This window comes from Planosporangium thailandense, assembly GCF_011947195.1.
Classification (GTDB): Bacteria; Actinomycetota; Actinomycetes; order Mycobacteriales; family Micromonosporaceae; genus Planosporangium; species Planosporangium thailandense.
Genome location: NZ_JAATVY010000001.1, coordinates 343,737 through 361,277, shown reverse-complemented (window position 1 = coordinate 361,277; position 17,541 = coordinate 343,737). Strand labels below are relative to the sequence as shown.

The 17,541-nt window shown below is 71.4% G+C and carries 16 protein-coding genes; 10 read left to right on the top strand and 6 right to left on the bottom strand.

Annotated features, from left to right (window positions below; genetic code table 11):
• Positions 1 to 12: 12 nt before the first annotated feature.
• Both HC031_RS01680 and HC031_RS01675 read right to left on the bottom strand, forming a co-directional pair.
• On the bottom strand, positions 13 to 705 hold the full coding sequence (locus HC031_RS01680; protein ID WP_167923317.1) for an ACT domain-containing protein: 693 nt from the start codon (positions 703 to 705) through the stop codon (positions 13 to 15).
• Positions 706 to 859: 154 nt separating this feature from the next.
• Positions 860 to 1,405, bottom strand: a complete 546-nt coding sequence (locus tag HC031_RS01675) for a plasmid pRiA4b ORF-3 family protein (RefSeq protein WP_167923316.1) — start codon at positions 1,403 to 1,405, stop codon at positions 860 to 862.
• 170 nt (positions 1,406 to 1,575) lie between these two features.
• Here HC031_RS01675 and HC031_RS01670 point away from each other — a divergent pair, with 170 nt between their 5' ends.
• The 8 genes from HC031_RS01670 to HC031_RS01635 all read left to right on the top strand — a co-directional run bounded on the left by HC031_RS01670 (position 1,576) and on the right by HC031_RS01635 (position 11,792).
• Entirely contained in the window at positions 1,576 to 2,313 is a 738-nt protein-coding gene (locus HC031_RS01670) for a dihydrofolate reductase family protein (RefSeq protein ID WP_167923315.1), read from the top strand.
• Between the two features lie 176 nt (positions 2,314 to 2,489).
• Complete coding sequence (locus HC031_RS01665) at positions 2,490 to 4,247, top strand: ATP-binding protein (protein WP_167923314.1); 1,758 nt, start codon at positions 2,490 to 2,492, stop codon at positions 4,245 to 4,247.
• 12 nt (positions 4,248 to 4,259) lie between these two features.
• On the top strand, positions 4,260 to 5,402 hold the full coding sequence (locus HC031_RS01660; RefSeq protein ID WP_167923313.1) for an exonuclease SbcCD subunit D C-terminal domain-containing protein: 1,143 nt from the start codon (positions 4,260 to 4,262) through the stop codon (positions 5,400 to 5,402).
• Positions 5,402 to 7,882, top strand: a complete 2,481-nt coding sequence (locus HC031_RS01655; protein ID WP_167923312.1) for an AAA family ATPase — start codon at positions 5,402 to 5,404, stop codon at positions 7,880 to 7,882. Before HC031_RS01660 ends, HC031_RS01655 begins: the two co-directional genes overlap by 1 nt.
• A complete protein-coding gene (locus tag HC031_RS01650; RefSeq protein ID WP_167923311.1) occupies positions 7,879 to 8,829 on the top strand; it encodes a hypothetical protein in 951 nt (316 codons plus the stop codon). Before HC031_RS01655 ends, HC031_RS01650 begins: the two co-directional genes overlap by 4 nt.
• A gap of 59 nt (positions 8,830 to 8,888) precedes the next feature.
• Entirely contained in the window at positions 8,889 to 9,737 is an 849-nt protein-coding gene (locus tag HC031_RS01645; RefSeq protein ID WP_240942035.1) for a DNA-3-methyladenine glycosylase family protein, read from the top strand.
• Positions 9,738 to 9,883: 146 nt separating this feature from the next.
• Entirely contained in the window at positions 9,884 to 10,441 is a 558-nt protein-coding gene (locus HC031_RS01640; RefSeq protein WP_167923309.1) for a Uma2 family endonuclease, read from the top strand.
• Positions 10,442 to 10,826: 385 nt separating this feature from the next.
• Positions 10,827 to 11,792, top strand: a complete 966-nt coding sequence (locus HC031_RS01635; protein ID WP_167923308.1) for an NADP-dependent oxidoreductase — start codon at positions 10,827 to 10,829, stop codon at positions 11,790 to 11,792.
• A 31-nt stretch (positions 11,793 to 11,823) separates the two neighbouring features.
• Here the strand turns inward: HC031_RS01635 and HC031_RS01630 are convergent, their stop codons facing one another.
• From HC031_RS01630 to HC031_RS01615, 4 genes are all read right to left on the bottom strand, one after another.
• On the bottom strand, positions 11,824 to 12,786 hold the full coding sequence (locus tag HC031_RS01630; RefSeq protein WP_167923307.1) for a GlxA family transcriptional regulator: 963 nt from the start codon (positions 12,784 to 12,786) through the stop codon (positions 11,824 to 11,826).
• 97 nt (positions 12,787 to 12,883) lie between these two features.
• Positions 12,884 to 13,366 carry a hypothetical protein gene (locus HC031_RS01625; protein ID WP_338090427.1) on the bottom strand — a complete coding sequence of 161 codons (483 nt, stop codon included), beginning with the start codon at positions 13,364 to 13,366 and terminating at the stop codon, positions 12,884 to 12,886.
• Positions 13,367 to 13,427: 61 nt separating this feature from the next.
• On the bottom strand, positions 13,428 to 13,895 hold the full coding sequence (locus tag HC031_RS01620) for an NUDIX domain-containing protein (protein ID WP_167923306.1): 468 nt from the start codon (positions 13,893 to 13,895) through the stop codon (positions 13,428 to 13,430).
• A 37-nt stretch (positions 13,896 to 13,932) separates the two neighbouring features.
• Positions 13,933 to 15,294 carry an NsdA family TPR-like regulatory protein gene (locus tag HC031_RS01615; RefSeq protein WP_167923305.1) on the bottom strand — a complete coding sequence of 454 codons (1,362 nt, stop codon included), beginning with the start codon at positions 15,292 to 15,294 and terminating at the stop codon, positions 13,933 to 13,935.
• A gap of 288 nt (positions 15,295 to 15,582) precedes the next feature.
• Here HC031_RS01615 and HC031_RS01610 point away from each other — a divergent pair, with 288 nt between their 5' ends.
• The gene (locus tag HC031_RS01610) at positions 15,583 to 15,861 is read left to right on the top strand and encodes a hypothetical protein (protein ID WP_167923304.1); all 279 of its coding nucleotides are present in this window, start codon (positions 15,583 to 15,585) and stop codon (positions 15,859 to 15,861) included.
• 189 nt (positions 15,862 to 16,050) lie between these two features.
• The gene (locus HC031_RS01605) at positions 16,051 to 17,523 is read left to right on the top strand and encodes an SDR family NAD(P)-dependent oxidoreductase (protein ID WP_167923303.1); all 1,473 of its coding nucleotides are present in this window, start codon (positions 16,051 to 16,053) and stop codon (positions 17,521 to 17,523) included.
• Positions 17,524 to 17,541 lie beyond the last annotated feature (18 nt).

The window sequence follows — 17,541 nt, the reverse complement described above, 5'->3', positions numbered from 1 at the left end:
CCTTTCGTTAGCTCAGGCCGCGAGGCCCTGCGTGGCCAGCCGGTCGCCGAGCACGGCGGCGACCGCCTCGACGAGCTGAGCGAGCCGATCCACCTCGCCCCGGTGAAACGGCGGCGGGCACAGGCCGGGCTCCCCGCCGCCGCGGCCCCGCGCCACCGCGAGGACCAGACCGCCCCGCTGGAACGGCGCCACCGCGAGGTGCTCGCCCCCGGACGTGCTCATCGCACGCGGGCGCAGCGGCGCGATGTCCGGGATGCGCGGCACCTGCGGCGCCCGCCAACTGGCGCACAGCACGTCCGGCGCCGGACCGGCGCCCGAGGCCCAGTCCCGGGGTACGGACAGCACCGCCGCCCAGTCTGCGGCGCACACCCCCGGCGCCGCGTCCACGAGCGTGGACAGCCCGTACCCCGGGTTGGCGGCGACCTGCCCGACGATCGCGACCTCGCGGCCGGACGGATCCGGCAGCTCGGTGGCCCGCCACGCACCGTCGACGCGTACGCCCGGAACCGCCGCCAGGCCGGCCACCACCCGGTCCACCGGGGCGGCGGCCGGCCAGACCACCGTGAAGTCGTCGACGGCCCGGCCCGCCACCCGCTCGAGCACGACCACCTGGACGATGTCCGCGCCGACGACGCCCAAGATCCGTGCCACCTGCCCCAGCGAGCCGGGCCGGTCCGGCAGGTTCACCCGTAGTCGCAGCAACACCCGTCCTCCGCTCGTCGTCTTCACGGCTTGCGTACGAGAGTGCTCAAGGCACGTTTCCGGGTCGTTGCGTGACGGTATCGACCCCGGGAAACCTGACAGCCGTGACAGGCGCGACTTTCCCGAAAGCCGGCCGTTCAACCGCGCCGACGCGGCTTCAGGTGAGGCGGCGCAGCAGGGTGGTGACCCGGTCGGCGTGGAACTCCGCCGGGTCGTACGGGCGCCCGATCCAGTCCCACATCGCGATGTGCCGGGGATGCGCCGGATCGCCGATGGCGGTCATGAACTCCGCGTACCCCTCAGGGCCCCCGACGTCCTCGGGCGGGCAGGCCCGCTCCCCCGCCACGCAGACCGGGTACCGCGTGAGCGGATCGGCGGCCCGCACGTCCTCGACCGCCACCTCGTGTTCCCACCAGGCGCCGAAGTCGTACACGTAGCACATCCGGGCGCCCGGCCCGGCCACCTCGTCGAGGCGGTAGTCCAGTTCGTCGAGCAGCGGGAGCCCCTCGTCCGGGTCGGGCTCGCCGTACTGCACGCCGTCGATCTCGAACGAGTGCAGGTGGCAGTCCTCCCAGCCCATGGCGAGCTGGATCACCCGGTGCACCCGGTCGAGGGTGTAGGCGGCCGGCACCAGAACCTGGCGCCAGACCAGGGGCGCCACGTCATCGAGGGTCACGCGCAGCTGGAACACTCGCCGGGCCATCGTGCCGCCCATTGTTGACCCCGACCCGCCCCTGACGCACGCTGGGGAGGTGATCTGCCACGCCTGTCGCGACCAGCGCCACGACGAGTGTCGTGGTGGCTCGTGGTGCGACTGCCAGCACCGCCCTCCCGCACCCAAGCCGCCGGTCACCGGCCCGGCCGGGGAGTAGCGTGCACCGGATCTTTCCCGAGCCCGACCCCACCCCGCTCGACGACGCGACCCTGGTCGACCTGTACGCCCCGGCGGACCGGTCCCGGCGCTGCCTGCGGGTCAACTTCGTCACCAGCCTCGACGGCGCGGTCACCCTGGCGGGGTACTCCGAAGGGCTCTCCAGCCCCGCCGACAAGCGCGTGTTCGACCTGCTCCGGATGGTGTGCGACGCGCTGATCGTGGCGGCCGGCACGCTGCGTCACGAGGGGTACGGCGCGATCGTCCTGGACGAGCGGGCGCGGGCCTGGCGGCGCGACCACGGGCTCGCCGAGCACATGCCGCTGGTGGCCGTGTCCCGCTCGCTCGGCCTCGGGCCGGCGCTCCCGGCGCTGACCGAGGCCCCCACCCGGCCGTACGTGGTCACCTGCGAGGCGTCGCCGCCGTCGGTACGCAAGTCGCTGGCGGAGGTGGCGGAGGTCATCGTCTGCGGGGACGGGGACGTCGACCTGGCGGCGGCCCGCGCGGCGCTGCACGAGCGGGGGCTGACGCAGCTGCTGTGCGAGGGCGGCCCGCAGCTGCTCGGCGGCCTCACCGCGGCCGACCTGGTCGACGACTTCTGCCTGACGGTGTCTCCGCTGCTCGCCGGTGCCGGGCCGGGCCGGATCACCGCCGGGTTGGCGAGCCCGGCGCCGCGCCGGCTGGGGCTGCGCCACATCCTCGCCGAGGATGACATGCTCCTCCTGCGATACGCCCGCTGAGGGCCGTCCGGTCGGGGACCGCTAACCTTCCGGTGAGCCGGCCCCCTATTTCCGTACAGGTATCTTTTGACCCGATTCGATCCCGTGACTCGTCACCGGATCGGGCGTGGTGTACGAACATGCGTGCCATCCGTGGGGCAGGATGCCCAGAGGTAGGGCGGCAGAGAGGGGTCGGCGTGAGCGAACGCACGGAGCGGAGTGACCCGGTCGGTCGGGTGCTGGGCACCGCCGACGCCACTCCACTGACCTTCTGGGTCGCCGTCGCCCCCGGCGCGTACCTCCAGCTCGACGACGTCGTGGTGACCAGCCGGGAAATGCCCGACGGCTCGACGGTCACCATCGCCGGCGTGGTGACCGCGGTACGGGCCCGCCACGAGGGCGCCCAGTTCGACTCCGACGTCTTCGCCATCGCCGACGGCACGCTGCCCGCCCAGGTCCAGGAGGCGGCCGAGATCACCACGACCCGGGTGACGCCCGAGGTGTACGTGCCGCCGTCGCCCGGCGCGATCGTGCACCGCGCCGAGGGCGACGCCCGCGCGAACGCGCTGTACTTCGACCGGATGCAGCGCCAGGTGCCGATGGGCTTCGGCCGCGACGGCGCGCCGGTGTTCCTCAACGCTGAGTTCCTCGACGGCAGCCGGGGCGCGCACGTGTCCATCTCCGGCATCTCCGGCGTGGCCACCAAGACCAGCTTCGCGACGTTCCTGCTGTACTCGGTGTTCCGCTGCGGCGCGCTCGGCGGCGCCGGCGAATCGGCCAACTCGCGGGCGCTGATCTTCAACGTCAAGGGCGAGGACCTGCTCTTCCTCGACCACCCCAACACCAGGCTCGACGAGTCGACCGTCGAGCAGTACAACAAGCTGGGTCTGACCGCCGGCCCGTTCCCGGACGTACGCGTCTACGCCCCGCCGCGCGCCGGCGACTCGTCCGGCACGCCGGACGTGAGCAGCCGCCACACCGGCGTCGACAGCTTCTACTGGACCCTCGCCGAGTTCTGCGAGAACCGACTGCTGCCGTTCGTGTTCGCCGACGCCGACGACGAGCGCCAGCAGTACACGATGGTCGTGCACGCGGTGACCGCCCACCTGGCCCGCATCGCCGTGCCCGCCGACGGCGGCATCAGCCTGGACGGCGTGCGGATCGGGTCGTACAGCGACCTGGTCGACCACGTCGTCAACCAGCTCAATGACGACGCCACCCGTGGCGTGTGGACCGGCAGCGCGGTCGGGCTCGGTACGGTCAACGCGTTCGCCCGGCGGCTGATCGGCAGCAAGAAGGACCTGGACCGGCTGATCCGGGGCGACCTCGCGGCGCGCCGCCCGCACTCCATCAACACCGCCGAGAGCGCCCAGGTGACCGTGGTCGACCTGCACAACCTCCCCGACCGGGCGCAGCGGTTCGTGGTCGGCGTGACGCTCAAGAGCGAGTTCGAGCGCAAGGAGAAGGCCGGCACCGCCAAGCCCCTGCTGTTCGTCGTGCTCGACGAGCTCAACAAGTACGCGCCGCGGGAGGGGTCGAGCCCGATCAAGGAGGTGCTGCTCGACATCGCCGAGCGGGGCCGCTCGCTCGGCGTGGTGCTCATCGGCGCGCAGCAGACCGCGAGCGAGGTGGAGCGGCGCATCGTCTCCAACTCGGCGATCCGGGTCGTCGGCCGGCTCGATCCCGCCGAGGCCTCCCGGCCGGAGTACGGCTTCCTGCCGCCGGCGCAGCGGCAGCGCGCCCTGCTGGCCAAGCCGGGCACGATGTTCGTCGCGCAGCCGGAGATCCCGGTGCCGCTGTGCGTGGAGTTCCCGTTCCCGTCCTGGGCGACCCGGCCGGCGGAGGCGGGCCCGCCGCCGAACGCCACGCTGCGCTCGATCGTGCAGGCGGCGGACCCGTTCGCGGTCGTGGGCGCGTCCACCAAAGGCCTAGAAGACGACGACATCCCGTTCTAAAGAGGTCGACCGGTGAAGATCCTGCACACCTCCGACTGGCACGTCGGGAAGGTCCTCAAGGGACAGTCCCGCCTCGACGACCAGCTCAAGGCGCTCACGAAGGTGGTGGAGGTCGCCCAGGCGGAGCGCCCCGACCTGGTGCTCGTCGCCGGCGACCTGTACGACACCGCCACGCCCACCGCCGACGCGACCCGGATCGTCACGCGCGCGCTGACCGCGCTGCGGCGTACCGGCGCCGAAGTGGTCGCGATCGGCGGCAACCACGACAACGGCCCGGCCCTGGACGCGCTGCGCAGCTGGGCCGAGGCCGCCGGCATCACGCTGCGCGGGGCGGTCCGGGGGCCGGCCGACCACTTCGTCACCGGACATACCCGCGACGGCGAGGAGTGGCGGCTGGTCGCGCTGCCGTTCCTGTCCCAGCGGTACGCCGTCCGCGCGGGCGAACTGTTCGAGCTGACCGCCGCCGAGGCGACCCAGACGTACGCCGACCACGTGGCGCGCCTGATCGCCCGGCTCGCCGAGGGGTTCGGCGCGGACACCGTCAACCTCATCACCTCCCACCTCACCGTCGTCGGGGCGACGATGGGCGGCGGTGAGCGCGAGGCCCACACGATCATGGGGTACGCCGTACCGTCGACGGTCTTCCCCTCGAGCGCGCACTACGTGGCCCTCGGCCACCTGCACCGCGCCCAGCAGGTCCCCGGCCCGGCGCCGGTGCGCTACTGCGGCAGCCCGCTCGCCATCGACTTCGGCGAGGAGGAGAACGTCTCCTCGGTGTCGATCGTCGACGTGACCGCCACGACCACGGCGAAGGTTCGCGAGGTGGTCATCGAGGGGCCGACTCCGCTGCGGACCGTACGCGGCACGCTGGAGCAGTTGTCGACGCTCGACCCCGGCGACGCGTGGCTGCGGGTGTACGTCTCCGAGCCGCCGCGCGCCGGCCTGCGCGAAGAGGTGCAGGCGCTGCTCCCCCGCGCGCTCGAGGTCCGTATCGATCCGAAACTGCTGCCGGAGGCCGGCGCCGCCCGGCCCCGGATCCAGCGCTCCGGCCGCTCGCCCGGCGAGCTGTTCGCCGACTACCTTGCCCAGAAGGGGCACGTCGACGAACCGACGGTGGCACTGTTCCACCGGTTGCACGAAGAGGTGGTCAAGTAATGCGTCCGCTACGGCTCGACCTCGCCGGGTTCACCGTCTTCCGGGAGCCCACCACGGTCGACTTCACCGACGCGGACTTCTTCGCCCTGGTCGGCCCGACCGGCTCCGGCAAGTCGACGATCCTCGACGCGATCTGCTTCGCCCTCTACGGCACCGTGCCGCGCTGGGGTGACCGGCGCGCCATCGCCAACGCGCTCGCCCCGTCGTGCACCGAGGCGCGGGTACGGCTGGTCTTCGAGTCGGCGGGCCGGCGCTTCGTCCTGACCCGGGTGATCCGCCGCGACGGCAAGGGCAACGTCGCCACCAAGGGCGCGGCGATGGAGCAACTGCCGGCCGGCTTCGACCTGACCCGCTTCGACAGCGGCCTGTCGGCCGAGGACCTGGGCGACGTGGTCGCCGGTAACCCGTCCGAAGTGGACGACGCGGTACAGGAGATCATCGGACTGCCGTACGAGCAGTTCACCAAGTGCGTCGTTCTGCCGCAGGGCGACTTCGCCGCGTTCCTGCACGCCAAACCGGCCGAGCGGCAGAAGATCCTGGTCAACCTGCTCGGGCTGGACGTGTACGGCCAGATCCGGGAGCGGGCGAACGCCGAAGCGGCGGCAGCCGAGGCGCAGATCAAGGCCTGCGACGGGCTGCTGGCCGGGCTCACCGACGCCGACGACGCCGCGCTGCACGCCGCCGAGGCCCGCGTCGGGGTGCTGCGTACCCTCGCGTCCGACGTCGACGCCCTGATGCCGGAGCTGGACCGGGCGCGCCGCGACGCGCTCGCCGCGCGGGAGACCCTCACCGCGCTGGACGCCGAGATCGACAAGCTCGCCCGGGTGCGGATCCCGGCGGGCATCGCGAGCGTCGCCGACGCGGCCACGGCCGCCCGCGCGGCGGTGACCGGGGCCGCCGAGGCGGTCACCGCCGCCGAGGAGCGCGAGGAGAAGCTGCGCGGCGAGCTCGCCGCCGCCGGCGACGAGGCGGCGCTGCGACGCCTGCTGGACGCGCACGCCGAGCGGGCGCGGCTGGGACGCGAGGCCGAACGGCTCGCCGGCGCGGTCGCGGGCGCGCAGGCCGAGCACGACCGGGCGGTCACCGCCCTGGAGGAGGCGCGCCGGCAGGCGGCCGAGGCGCAGGCGGCGCTGGACGCGGCGTTCGAAGCGTACGAGGCGGCGCAGACCGCCGACGCCGCCGCCGCGCTGCGGCCGCACCTGCGCGTCGGTGACGCCTGCCCGGTCTGCGAGCAGAACGTCGCGAAGCTGCCGAAGATCGCCGGTGCGGGTTCGGCGGTCGACGCGGCGAAGGCCGCCGGTCAGAAGGCCCGCAAGGCCAAGAACGACGCCGACGAGCGGGTCAAGAAGTGCGACAGCGCCGTCCGCGACCTAGACCGTACCCTCACGGCCGCCCGCGCCCAGGCCGAGCAGCTCGCCGGCCGCCTGGCCGACCTCGACGGCCGGCTCGCCGACGCCCCGGAGCCCGCCGCGATCGAACGGGACCTGGCCGGCATCGCCGCCGCCGCCCGCAACCTCGACGAGGCCACCGCCGCGGTACGGGCCGCCCGCGAGGAGCACCGCGCCGCGGTCGCCGCCGCCGGGCGGGCCGAGGAGAAGGTGCGCGCGGGCTGGCGCGACTTCGACCGGGTACGCGACGACCTGGCCCGGCTGGGCCCGCCCCCGGCCGACCGCGACGACCTGGCCGGCGCGTGGACCGCGCTGGCCGACTGGACCGCCGCCGAGCTGCTGACCCGGCGCGGTACCCGCGAGGAGGTCGCCGCGTCGGTGGCCGACGCCTCAGGCGCGGCGGACGCCGTCCGGGACCGGATCGCGGCCCTCTTCACGGCGGCCGGCTCCGGCACGCCCGGCGACGACCCGGCCCGGTCGGCCGCCGTGGCCCTGGAACGGGCGCAGGCGGAACTGCGTCGGGTCGAGGAGCGGCGCGCCCAGGCCGACCGGCTGCGCGAGCAGCGCGCCACGCACGAACGAGAGGCGCAGGTCGCCAAGGCCCTCGCCACCCACCTGCGAGCCAACAACTTCGAGCGCTGGCTGCTCGAGGAGGCCCTCGACTCGCTGGTCACCGGGGCCTCCCAGATCCTGCGGGAGCTGTCGGCCGGACAGTACGACCTGGGCCACGACAAGGGCGAGTTCTTCGTCGTCGACCACCACGACGCCGGGCTGCGCCGCGCGGTCCGGACACTGAGCGGCGGCGAGACGTTCCAGGCCTCGCTGGCGTTGGCGCTCGCGCTGTCCGAGCAGCTCGCCGGCCTGTCGACCGCGTCGGCGAGCCTGGAGTCGATCGTGCTCGACGAGGGCTTCGGCACGCTCGACGCCGCGACCCTCGACACGGTCACCGCGACCCTGGAGAACCTCGCCGCCCGCGGCGAGCGCATGGTCGGCGTGGTCACCCACGTCACCGCCCTCGCCGAGCGGATCCCCGTGCGGTTCGAGGTGCGCAAGGACGCCCGTACCGCGCATGTGGAAAGGGTCGGCCTGTGAGGTTGTACGTCGACGGGTGGGACCCCGGCTACGGCACGTCGTTCGACAACAGCGGCGACGGCCCGGCGTCGGCCAGCTCCGCGCAGGTCGCCCCCGACGTCGAGCTGCCCGCGCCGGACTGGCGGCCGATCGGACCGCGCGGCGACGTGCCGATGCCGCCGACCGTCCTGCTCGTCGACGGGGTGCGCCGCATCGACGCCGGGATGTGGGTGGCCGACGACGACGGAGTGCCGCACCGGGGGCTGGCCGCCTCGTACGCCGCCGGGGTGGTCCGCTGCGACCTGGAGCGCGGCGTCGCCGGGGTGGCCGGGGCGCAGGTGCGGCGCGGGCTGTTCACCTCCAGCCCGACCGCGACCGACGTACGGGTCGGCACGGTCACCTACACCGCGCACCAGATGGGCCGCGACGACCAGGCCACGCTCACCGGCGGCGTCCAGGCCCAGCTCGCGGCCCTCGAAGCCGCCGTGTCCGGCGAGAGCCGCAGCGACGACGATCTGCTGGTCGTGGACGGCCCGCTGCGCGGCCGCCAGCACCTGCCCCGGGCGGTGGGCTACATCAAGACCCACCGGGTGGAGTATCTGCCGGCCGAGCTGGCCGGCGTGGTCACCAGGCTGGAAGCCGGCGAGCGCACCCCGGTCTTCCGGCTCGGCACGACCTGGGACCGGTACGCGTGGTACCTGCGGCTGCCCACCGCGTCGCGCGCGCCGTGGGCCGGCGTGGTGCGGGTCGAGTGCTCGGCTGAGCTGGCCGGTGACGAGGCCGTGGCGCTGGCCTACCGGTCCGCGGCGACACTGCCCCGGTTCGCCTCCAGCGCGTACAAGGATCCCCGGGCGCCGCAGAACCTCGTACCCATCGCCGGGCTGGAACGGCGGCTACGGTCGATGCTGGGCGACGCCCGGCTGCTGTACCGCACGCTGATCCTCGCCGCGCGTACGGTCATCGGGTGACCGCGGTTCTGCCGGCGCGGCTTCTCGCCCTGCCTGAGCATTACGACCTGGCCGGGACCATGGCCGGGCTGGCGGTGATCCGCAACGACCCGACCGTACGTGTGTCGGCACGCGAGGCGTGGTGGGTGACGCGTACCCCGGACGGGCCGGGGACGCTGCGGTTGTGCCGCGAGGGTTCGACGCTTGTCGCGCAGGCGTACGGTGCCGGCGCGGCGTGGCTGCTCGACCGGGCGGACGCGATCGCCGGGCTGCGCGACGACCTGTCCTCCTTTGCCGACGTCGCCGGGCGCCACTCGCTGGTACACCGGCTGGCGCATGTGTACCGGGGCCGCCGGATGCCCGCCAGCGGCGTGATCTTCCCCCACCTTCTGCCGGCGATCCTCGGGCAGAAGGTCACCTACCAGGAGGCGTACCGGGCGTACCGGGCGATCCTGCGCCACTTCGGCGAGCCGGCGCCCGGGCTGCCGGACATGCCTGTCCCACCTGCGGCGGAGGCGATCGCCGCCACGCCCTACTACGTGTTCCATCCGTTCGGGGTCGAGCAGCGCCGCGCGGACACGCTGCGCCGGGCCGCCGACCGGGCCACCGCGCTGGAGCGGGCGACCTCCTCCGCTGACGCCACTCGGCGGTTGGTGTCGCTGCCCGGCATCGGCCCCTGGACGGCCGCCGAGGTCGTACGGGCGTCGCACGGCGACCCGGACGCCGTCAGCGTCGGCGACTACCACCTACCCAACTTCGTCGCCTGGGCGCTGGCCGGGGAGCCGCGCGCCGACGACCGGCGGATGCTGGAGCTGCTGGAGCCGTTCCGGGGGCACCGTGGACGGGTGTGCCGGCTGATCGTGGCGGCCGGGATCGGTGCGCCGAAGTACGGGCCGCGCGCGCAGATCCGGTCGTTCGCCCGGTTCTGAGGAATCTGAGCACGCTCGGCGGGCCTTGAGCCGCGCTTTGTCGGTTTCGTAATGGTTCGCACATTGACCTCGCCGAGTTTGCCCATCGCGAGGACGAGGTCACATGGGAGACTGGGCAGTGTCTGCCCAGGGAGGTGAAGTCCGGCATGAGTGTGGCGATTCTGGAGCACGTAGGCCCGTGGAGTGAGGCGGACTACCTCGCGCTGGGGGAGACCACCGATCGGATCGAGTTGTTGGACGGGAGCCTGCTGGTGAGCCCTGCGCCGAGCAAGCGGCATCAGCATCTGTCCCGCCGGTTGGCCAACGCCGTGGAGGTGGCGGCGTCGGCCGCTGGCCTTCTGGTCTTCGAAGCGGTGAACGTCCGGCTCCGTGCCGATCGCATCGTCATCCCCGACCTGGTCGTGGCTGACACTGACGACGAGGGAGCCGTGATCGACGCGCTGGAGGTCCACCTCGTCGCTGAGATCGTTTCACCGGGCAACGCCGCCGCGGACCGTTTGGTGAAGATGCAGCTCTACGCCGCCGCGCGCATCGGCTGGTACCTACTGGTCGAGTCGGAACCAGCCGGTGAGCTGGTGTTGCGCCTCTATCGTCTGGACGGCGCCCATTACGTCGAGCAATCGGTGGTCAAGGGCGGTGAGCCGCTGGAGACCGCCGAACCGTTCGCGCTCCGCATCGATACCGGTTCCCTGCTCGCACGGTAGTCACAGGGGACTTCGGCGTCGGTCGCTGGCTACGGGCGCTCGGTGCCCAGAGCTGAAGGCACACCGCCCCAAGATGGACGACCAGGCCCGCTTGGATCGAAAAGACCTGGTGCGGGACGCACCCTCTGAGGTGGTACTGCCCCTGTCTACGCCCACCTGGCCGTCCCAGACGGCGAACTGGAGATCGCCTGACGACAGCAGCACCTCGTTCGCCGCCCCGTACGCCCACCGGTTCGCTTCCTGGAACGGCAACGCAGACACGTGGAGTACCCGGTTGGCCAGATCTTCACGATCGATGGCTACCAGGCCGCTTTTCGCGTATCGGCTGCTCCGGTGAGGCTGGTTCCACCGCTCGCCCCGAGCGGCGGAGCGAAACGGAGTGATGATGACAGGGTTGATGCGTGCGATCAACCAGGAGGCCGCAGGCGGCCCGGAGGCGCTGAAACTGGTGGAGGTGGAGCGACCCGAAACGGCCCCGGTGGAGATTCTGGTGCGGGTCCACGCGGCCGGGGTCAATCCGGCGGATTGGAAGACGCGGGCGCGGGGCGCCATGCTCGATGGCACCACAGTGGACGGTGCTGCCCCGTTCATCCTCGGCTGGGACGTGTCCGGAGTGGTGGAGGCTGTGGGGCCAGGGGTGACACTTTTCCGGCCGGGTGACGAGGTATTCGGCATGCCGCGCTTCCCGCACCCGGCCGGTGCCTACGCGGAGTACGTCGCTGCGCCACCACGCCACTTCACCCGCAAGCCGGCCGGAATTGACCATGTGACGGCGGCGGCTCTGCCGCTGGCCGCATTGACCGCTTGGCAGGCACTGGTGGACACCGCAGACGTACAGTCGGGCCAGCGGGTGCTCATCCATGCGGCAGCAGGCGGTGTCGGCCACCTGGCCGTGCAGATCGCCAAGTCCCGCGGAGCGTATGTGGTGGGGACTTCTCGCCAGGCCAAGCACGATTTCGTGCGCAGCCTCGGTGCAGACGAGGTCGTCGACTACACCCGAGCCGACTTCGCCGAGGCGCTCGGTGACCTCGACGTCGTGCTCGACACGATCGGCGGAGACTACGGCCTCCGCTCGCTGCGTACCCTCCGTCGGGGCGGCACCCTGGTTTCCATTGTTCCGCCGCTCGAAGAGAACCTTTTGAAGGACGCGGCCGAACGTGGTGTCCGGGCCGGTTTCATGCTCGTCGAGCCCGACCATGCCGGTATGAACGCGATCGCCGCTCTGGTCGAGTCAGGGGACCTGCGCGTGGCGATAGACACGGTGGTACCGCTGGACCAGGTTGGCAAGGCACACGAACGAGGCGAGAGCGGCCGTACCCAGGGCAAGATCGTTCTCAGGGTCGTCGAGTAGCCGACGCCGGACGGAGTAGTCGCCCGGTCGTTCAATGCTCATTGACGCGGAACGTCTGGCGGTAGGCGGTGGGCGCCACACCGATGGTGGCGGTCAGGTGGTGGCGTAGCGAGGCCGCCGTTCCGAAGCCGGCATGTTCGGCGATGCGGTCCACCGCCAGATCAGTCGTTTCCAGTAGCCGGAGCGCATACGCAACGCGTTGCTGGGTCAGCCACCGACCGGGCGTCATCCCCACCTCGTCACGGAATCGGCGTGAGAACGTGCGTACGCTCATCCGTGCGTGGCCGGCCAGTTCCGCCAGCGGTATCGGGCGGTGCAGTTGGGTGAGTGCCCATTCGCGGGTAGCGGACGTGGTGGCCGCCGCCGGTTCGGGCACGGGGCGCTCGATGAACTGGGCTTGGCCGCCGTCACGCCACGGTGGGATGACACAGCGACGGGCAACCCGATTGGCAACCTCGCTGCCGTGGTCGAGTCGCACCAGGTACATGCACAGGTCGACGCCGGCGGCGACGCCGGCCGAGGTGAGCACGTCACCGGCGTCGACGAACAGCACGTCCGGGTCGACCTTCACCTGAGGGAACATCCGCTGGAACCGTTCGGCCTCGGCCCAATGCGTGGTTGCTGGGCGGCCGTCGAGCAGCCCCGCGGCGGCGAGAACGTAGGAGGCCGTGCAGATCGAGACGATCCGGGTCCCGGGCTGTCGGCGTGCGAACGCTCCGGCCAGCGGTTCGGGCAGTCGAGCACGGTCTGCCGCGGATCCGCCCGCGAACGGCGGGATCACGATGGTGTCAGCCAGTCCGATGGCTGCGAGCCCGTGCTGCACGACGATGTCGAAGTCGGCGCTGGTCCGAACGGGGTGACCGTCCACGCTGCAGGTGGTCACCTCGTACAAGGGCTGACCGTCCCGTCCTGTCGCGGTGCCGAACACTCGAGCCGGGATGCTCAGCTCAAAGGGGTGAACGCCGTCGAGAGCCAGCACGACGACTCGATGCATGGCCGGATCTTTTCACATGAGAGCGAACCGGCCAGATCGACGATGTCCGAGCCGAGGGCGCCGTCTCTGGCGATCGGAGCCGCAGGCGTGGCCCTAGCTAGGCGCGGGCCGCCCCCTCAGGCCAGATGACCTGTACCGGAAGCCCTCGCTCGTGCGCCAGCTTCACAACTGACGCGGTGCTGCCCCTGTCAACGCCATCCTGGCCGTCCCAGACGGCGAACAGAAGATCGCCTGACGACAGCAGTACCTCGTTTGCGGCCTCGTACGCCTGCCGGTTCGCTTCCTGATACGGCAACGTGGACACCTTGGCTGCTCGGCTGCTCAGAGCGTCAAACACCGGTGCGTGATCGGGCTTGACCTTCTGCTCACGGTAGTTCGCGCAGGGCAGTACCACTTCGAGCCTGCCGCCCAGGTCGAGAACGGCTTGGGCGAAGACCGAGTCAGCACCACGAGCAATGCAGCTCACGCCCACCAGGTCATCGCCGATGTAGGACGTCAGCGCCTGCTTGATCGCCTCGTACACCAGCGGCTCGCTGTCTGGCGTCAGGTTCATGTGGCCGGTTACGGCAATCCGTGGCACTGTCTCTCCCCGCGTTGTCGGTCGGGCACTCAGGCAGGCTGCGGCGTGGACTCTGGTAGCACTAATCCACATGCGGCACCCGGTTGGCCAGGTAGTCGTCGATCTGCCGGCGCATGGTCGGGTGGATGTCCAGCTCCCCCAGCCGGTCGGGGTGAACCCATGCCGCATCACTGGCCTCGTCGTTGGCCGCCGGGCTGCCGCTGACTGGACGAGCGAGCAGTGTCACCTCGTACTTCTGTCGAATCTCGCCGTCGGTGTACGCGACGATATGGCCGGGGTCGGAGTAGATCCCGACCAGGCCGGTGATCTCGACCAGGACGCCGGTCTCCTCAAGGGTCTCCCGGATCGCGCACTGGCTGGGCGTCTCGCCCAGCTCCTGCTTGCCCATCGGTAGCGCCCACTGCCCGGTGTCGCGGCGGCGTTGCAGCAGAATTCCGCCGCGCTCGTTGACCGCCAGGGTGCCACAGGCGGGAACGAGGGTGTTGGGCTTCGGCGCGTTCGGGTCGTTGAGGTACTCGGTGCGTCCCACGGTCGGATCTCCGTCCCAAGACGGCCGCTCAGCCGGGCTAAGCTGCCAATCCGAGCAGTTCACCCGCTCGCGCGTTGAATCGCTGGACTTGGTCCACGTCGGCGTAGGGCTTGAGCCGCCGTTGCAGGTCGCGGACGGTCTCGATGCACCGGGACGAGTTCACCGAGGCCGCCAGGTCAACAACCTCAAGGCTCTTGACCGCTGCCCCCTCCACATTCCTGCGCTCCAGGTCCCCGATCGCAAGCGCGGCATGGCTGAGCGCACCCCGTCGTGCGCGACCCTGCTTTCGAGCGCCCTCGACGGACTCCCCCGCGAACCGCTCGATCTGCGATGCCTGACCCAGGTCCCGGAAGCAGTGCGCGGCTTCGCCGAACAGGTACGAGACATCGATGAACCGCGCCCACACCGGCTCGTTCTCGTGAGCGACGCGGGCGAAGACCCGCTCGGCCTCAGCAACTGCCGCGGCTGCGGCCCTCGCCTCGCCGAGCGCGGCGAGCGCGCGACCTTCGAGGACGTGGAGGTCGGCGAGGCAGGCCGGTGAGTCGTTCTCCGTGATGCCACGTCGTCCAGCACGGGCGAGCATGAGCGCTTCGTGCGGGTGGCCCAACAGGTTTGCCTGGTCGGACATGCCGGCCAGGACGTGGGCGCCGAGGGCCGCGTTGTTGGACGCCTCGGCCAGACGGAGAGACTGGATCAGGTACCGCTGCGCGAGGCCGTGTTCGCCGTCGTCGTAGGCCATCCAGCCGACCAGGTACGCCTGTTCCGCCGCCGCTTCATAGAGGGCGCGCTGGACACGCTCCTCGTGATCGCGCTTCAGCAGTGGAAAGACATAGCTGTTCAGGTACTCGACGAGAGCGGTTCGGGCGTGGCCGCCGCCCCGCATCACGTCCATCTCCTGGAAGAGCGCGAACATGTCGCGGATGCCGGCCACCTGCTTCATGCCCACCTGCCGGGGTCCACGTTCGGTTGTGGTCCCGTCCAGCGTGGCGAGCAGCCAATCGCGACTCGGTGCACCAAGCGCCGCGAGCACAAACGGCGCTTTGATGATGCTTCGACGCTTCATGTCAGCTCTCCCGAGATCGATGATCGTGTCGATCGTCGTACGTGGGTTCTCCGGGTACTCCAATCCACGTGCCGCGAGGGTTTCTTCCGCTGTCATACCGAAATCTGTAGGGCTGATGCGGCGTCCGAGCTTCTCTGACAGGGCGTTGGCGATCAACGTGGGCACCGGGGACCGTGGCCGCTCCCCTCGCTTCACCCAGCGGTGGACGGACGTGTAGTCGTACCTCAGCGCGAACCCGTCGTTTGCGCCGAGGTCGTTCACTCGCCGCGCGAGCCCGGCCCACGAGAAGCCGGCTTGGAGGACCAGAGCAGCTAGCGTGTCGTTCGGCTCGTTCACGTTCCGCCTCCTCCCCATACCATCGCGCGAACGACGTTACCGGCGGCCCCATGCACGCGGGTACCTCCGCGGTGGCCCACGAACTTTCACATGGGGCTTCACATGGTCCCGGGTTCGCTGTTGGTGAGGTCTCCTCAGATCACGCGACCGGGAAGAGGTTTCGCGCCGCAGCTTCCCCGGTGCCGTTCTGACCGACAGGCGGCAGCCGGGTGACCGGGGCGGCGAGCTGAAGATCGGTACCGACCGGACCCACAGCGATGGCAGCTCGCCGCCCCTTCCAAAAACGTCATGACCGCAGAAGGGACGATCGTGCGCGCGGAGTTCGACCGGCAGAACCCTCCAGCCCAACCGCCCCGCGGCGCTGACCCGCTGCTGTGGCGCCTGAGCTACCAGGTCTGGACCGATCACCAGCCCGCCGTGGACCAGTTCTGCCAGGCGGGCGCCTGTCGGGACGCCTTCCGCCCGTGGCCGTGCCCGCCCCGCCGGCTCGCCATGGTCGGCCTCCTCGCCGCCGCCGGCAGCCGCGCCCCGTGGGCCAGCCTCAACCGCGCCGGCCATTTCCGGTGAGCCGGGTACCGCTGCCCCTACCGCGCGATACGGCGCTCTGCCTTACCTGCCCGTGGACGACCGTAGGTGACGACGTCCGTACCGACGCCCGGAGTCATACCAGCCAGACCCGCCATCCCACGATTTCCGCAAACCCACCGCGCCTTGAGTACAGTTCACGGGCGATCGGACGAGCAGGACGGCAGTGGGATGACAGTGCATGATCAGGTACAACAGGCTCCGGAGGGTATCGACCCGGAGCGGCTGGACGTCTGCCTCGCGGTCCTGGCCGAGCTGAACACCCTGCCGGTCGACCACCCGCACGTCGAGCGGGTACGCCGGGCGACGGCGCACCTGTACAAGACCGTCAAGCAGCGCAAGCGCCAGGAACGGCGGGCGGCGATCACCGCCCACGACGCGGCGGTGACCGAGGCCACCGCGACCGGGGCGTCCGGCCGCATCGACGACGAGACGCGTGGCATCCCGCTGAAGGTCAGCACGACCGCCGCGACGGTCGGCATGCTGCGCCGCCCGCGCTCCTGCTACATCTGCAAGGAGCGCTACACCGAGGTCGACGCGTTCTACCACCAGTTGTGCCCGCCCTGCGCGGCGTTCAACCGGGCCAAGCGCGACGCGCGTACCGACCTGACCGGCCGCCGCGCCCTGCTCACCGGCGGGCGGGCGAAGATCGGCATGTACATCGCGCTGCGACTGCTGCGCGACGGCGCGCACACGACGATCACCACCCGGTTCCCGAATGACGCGGTCCGCCGGTTCACCGCCGAGCCGGACAGCGCCGACTGGCTGCACCGGCTGAAAATCGTCGGTATCGACCTGCGCGACCCGGCACAGGTGATCGCGCTGGCCGATGCGGTCAGCGCCGACGGCCCACTGGACATTCTGATCAACAACGCCGCGCAGACGGTACGGCGCAGCCGCGGCGCGTACGGGCACCTGGTCGCCGCGGAGTCGGCGCCGCTGCCGGCAGGACCGCTGCCGGAGCTGTTGACCTTCGGCCACGCCTCGGCCTCCGCTCCGGTCGCGTCGCTGGTCGGGTCCGCGCCGGATGCGCCGTCGACCACCCCGTCGATCACCCCGGAGGCGCTGACCGCGCTCGCCCTGACCGGCCGGTCGGCCAGCCCGGACCGGATCGCGGCGGGCGGAGCGATCGACGCGGGCGGCCTGGTACCCGATCTCGCGCCCGAGAACAGCTGGAGCCAGCGGGTGCACGAGATCGACCCGATCGAGCTGCTCGAGGTCCAGCTTTGCAACTCGACCGCGCCGTTCATCCTGATCAGCCGGCTGCGCCCGGTGATGGCCGCGGCGGCCGCCCGGCGCAAGTACATCGTGAACGTGTCCGCGATGGAGGGCGTCTTCAGCCGCGGGTACAAGGGGGCCGGGCACCCGCACACCAACATGGCCAAGGCGGCGCTGAACATGCTGACCCGCACCAGCGCCCAGGAGATGCTGTCCGACGGCATCCTGATGACCAGTGTGGACACCGGCTGGATCACCGACGAGCGGCCGCACCCGACGAAGATGCGGCTGGCCGACGCCGGCTTCCACGCGCCGCTCGACCTGGTCGACGGGGCCGCCCGGGTCTACGACCCGATCGTGCGGGGCGAGCAGGGCGAGGACCTGTACGGCTGTTTCCTGAAAGATTACGCACGCGCGGCCTGGTGACAGCATCTAGCGTTACCC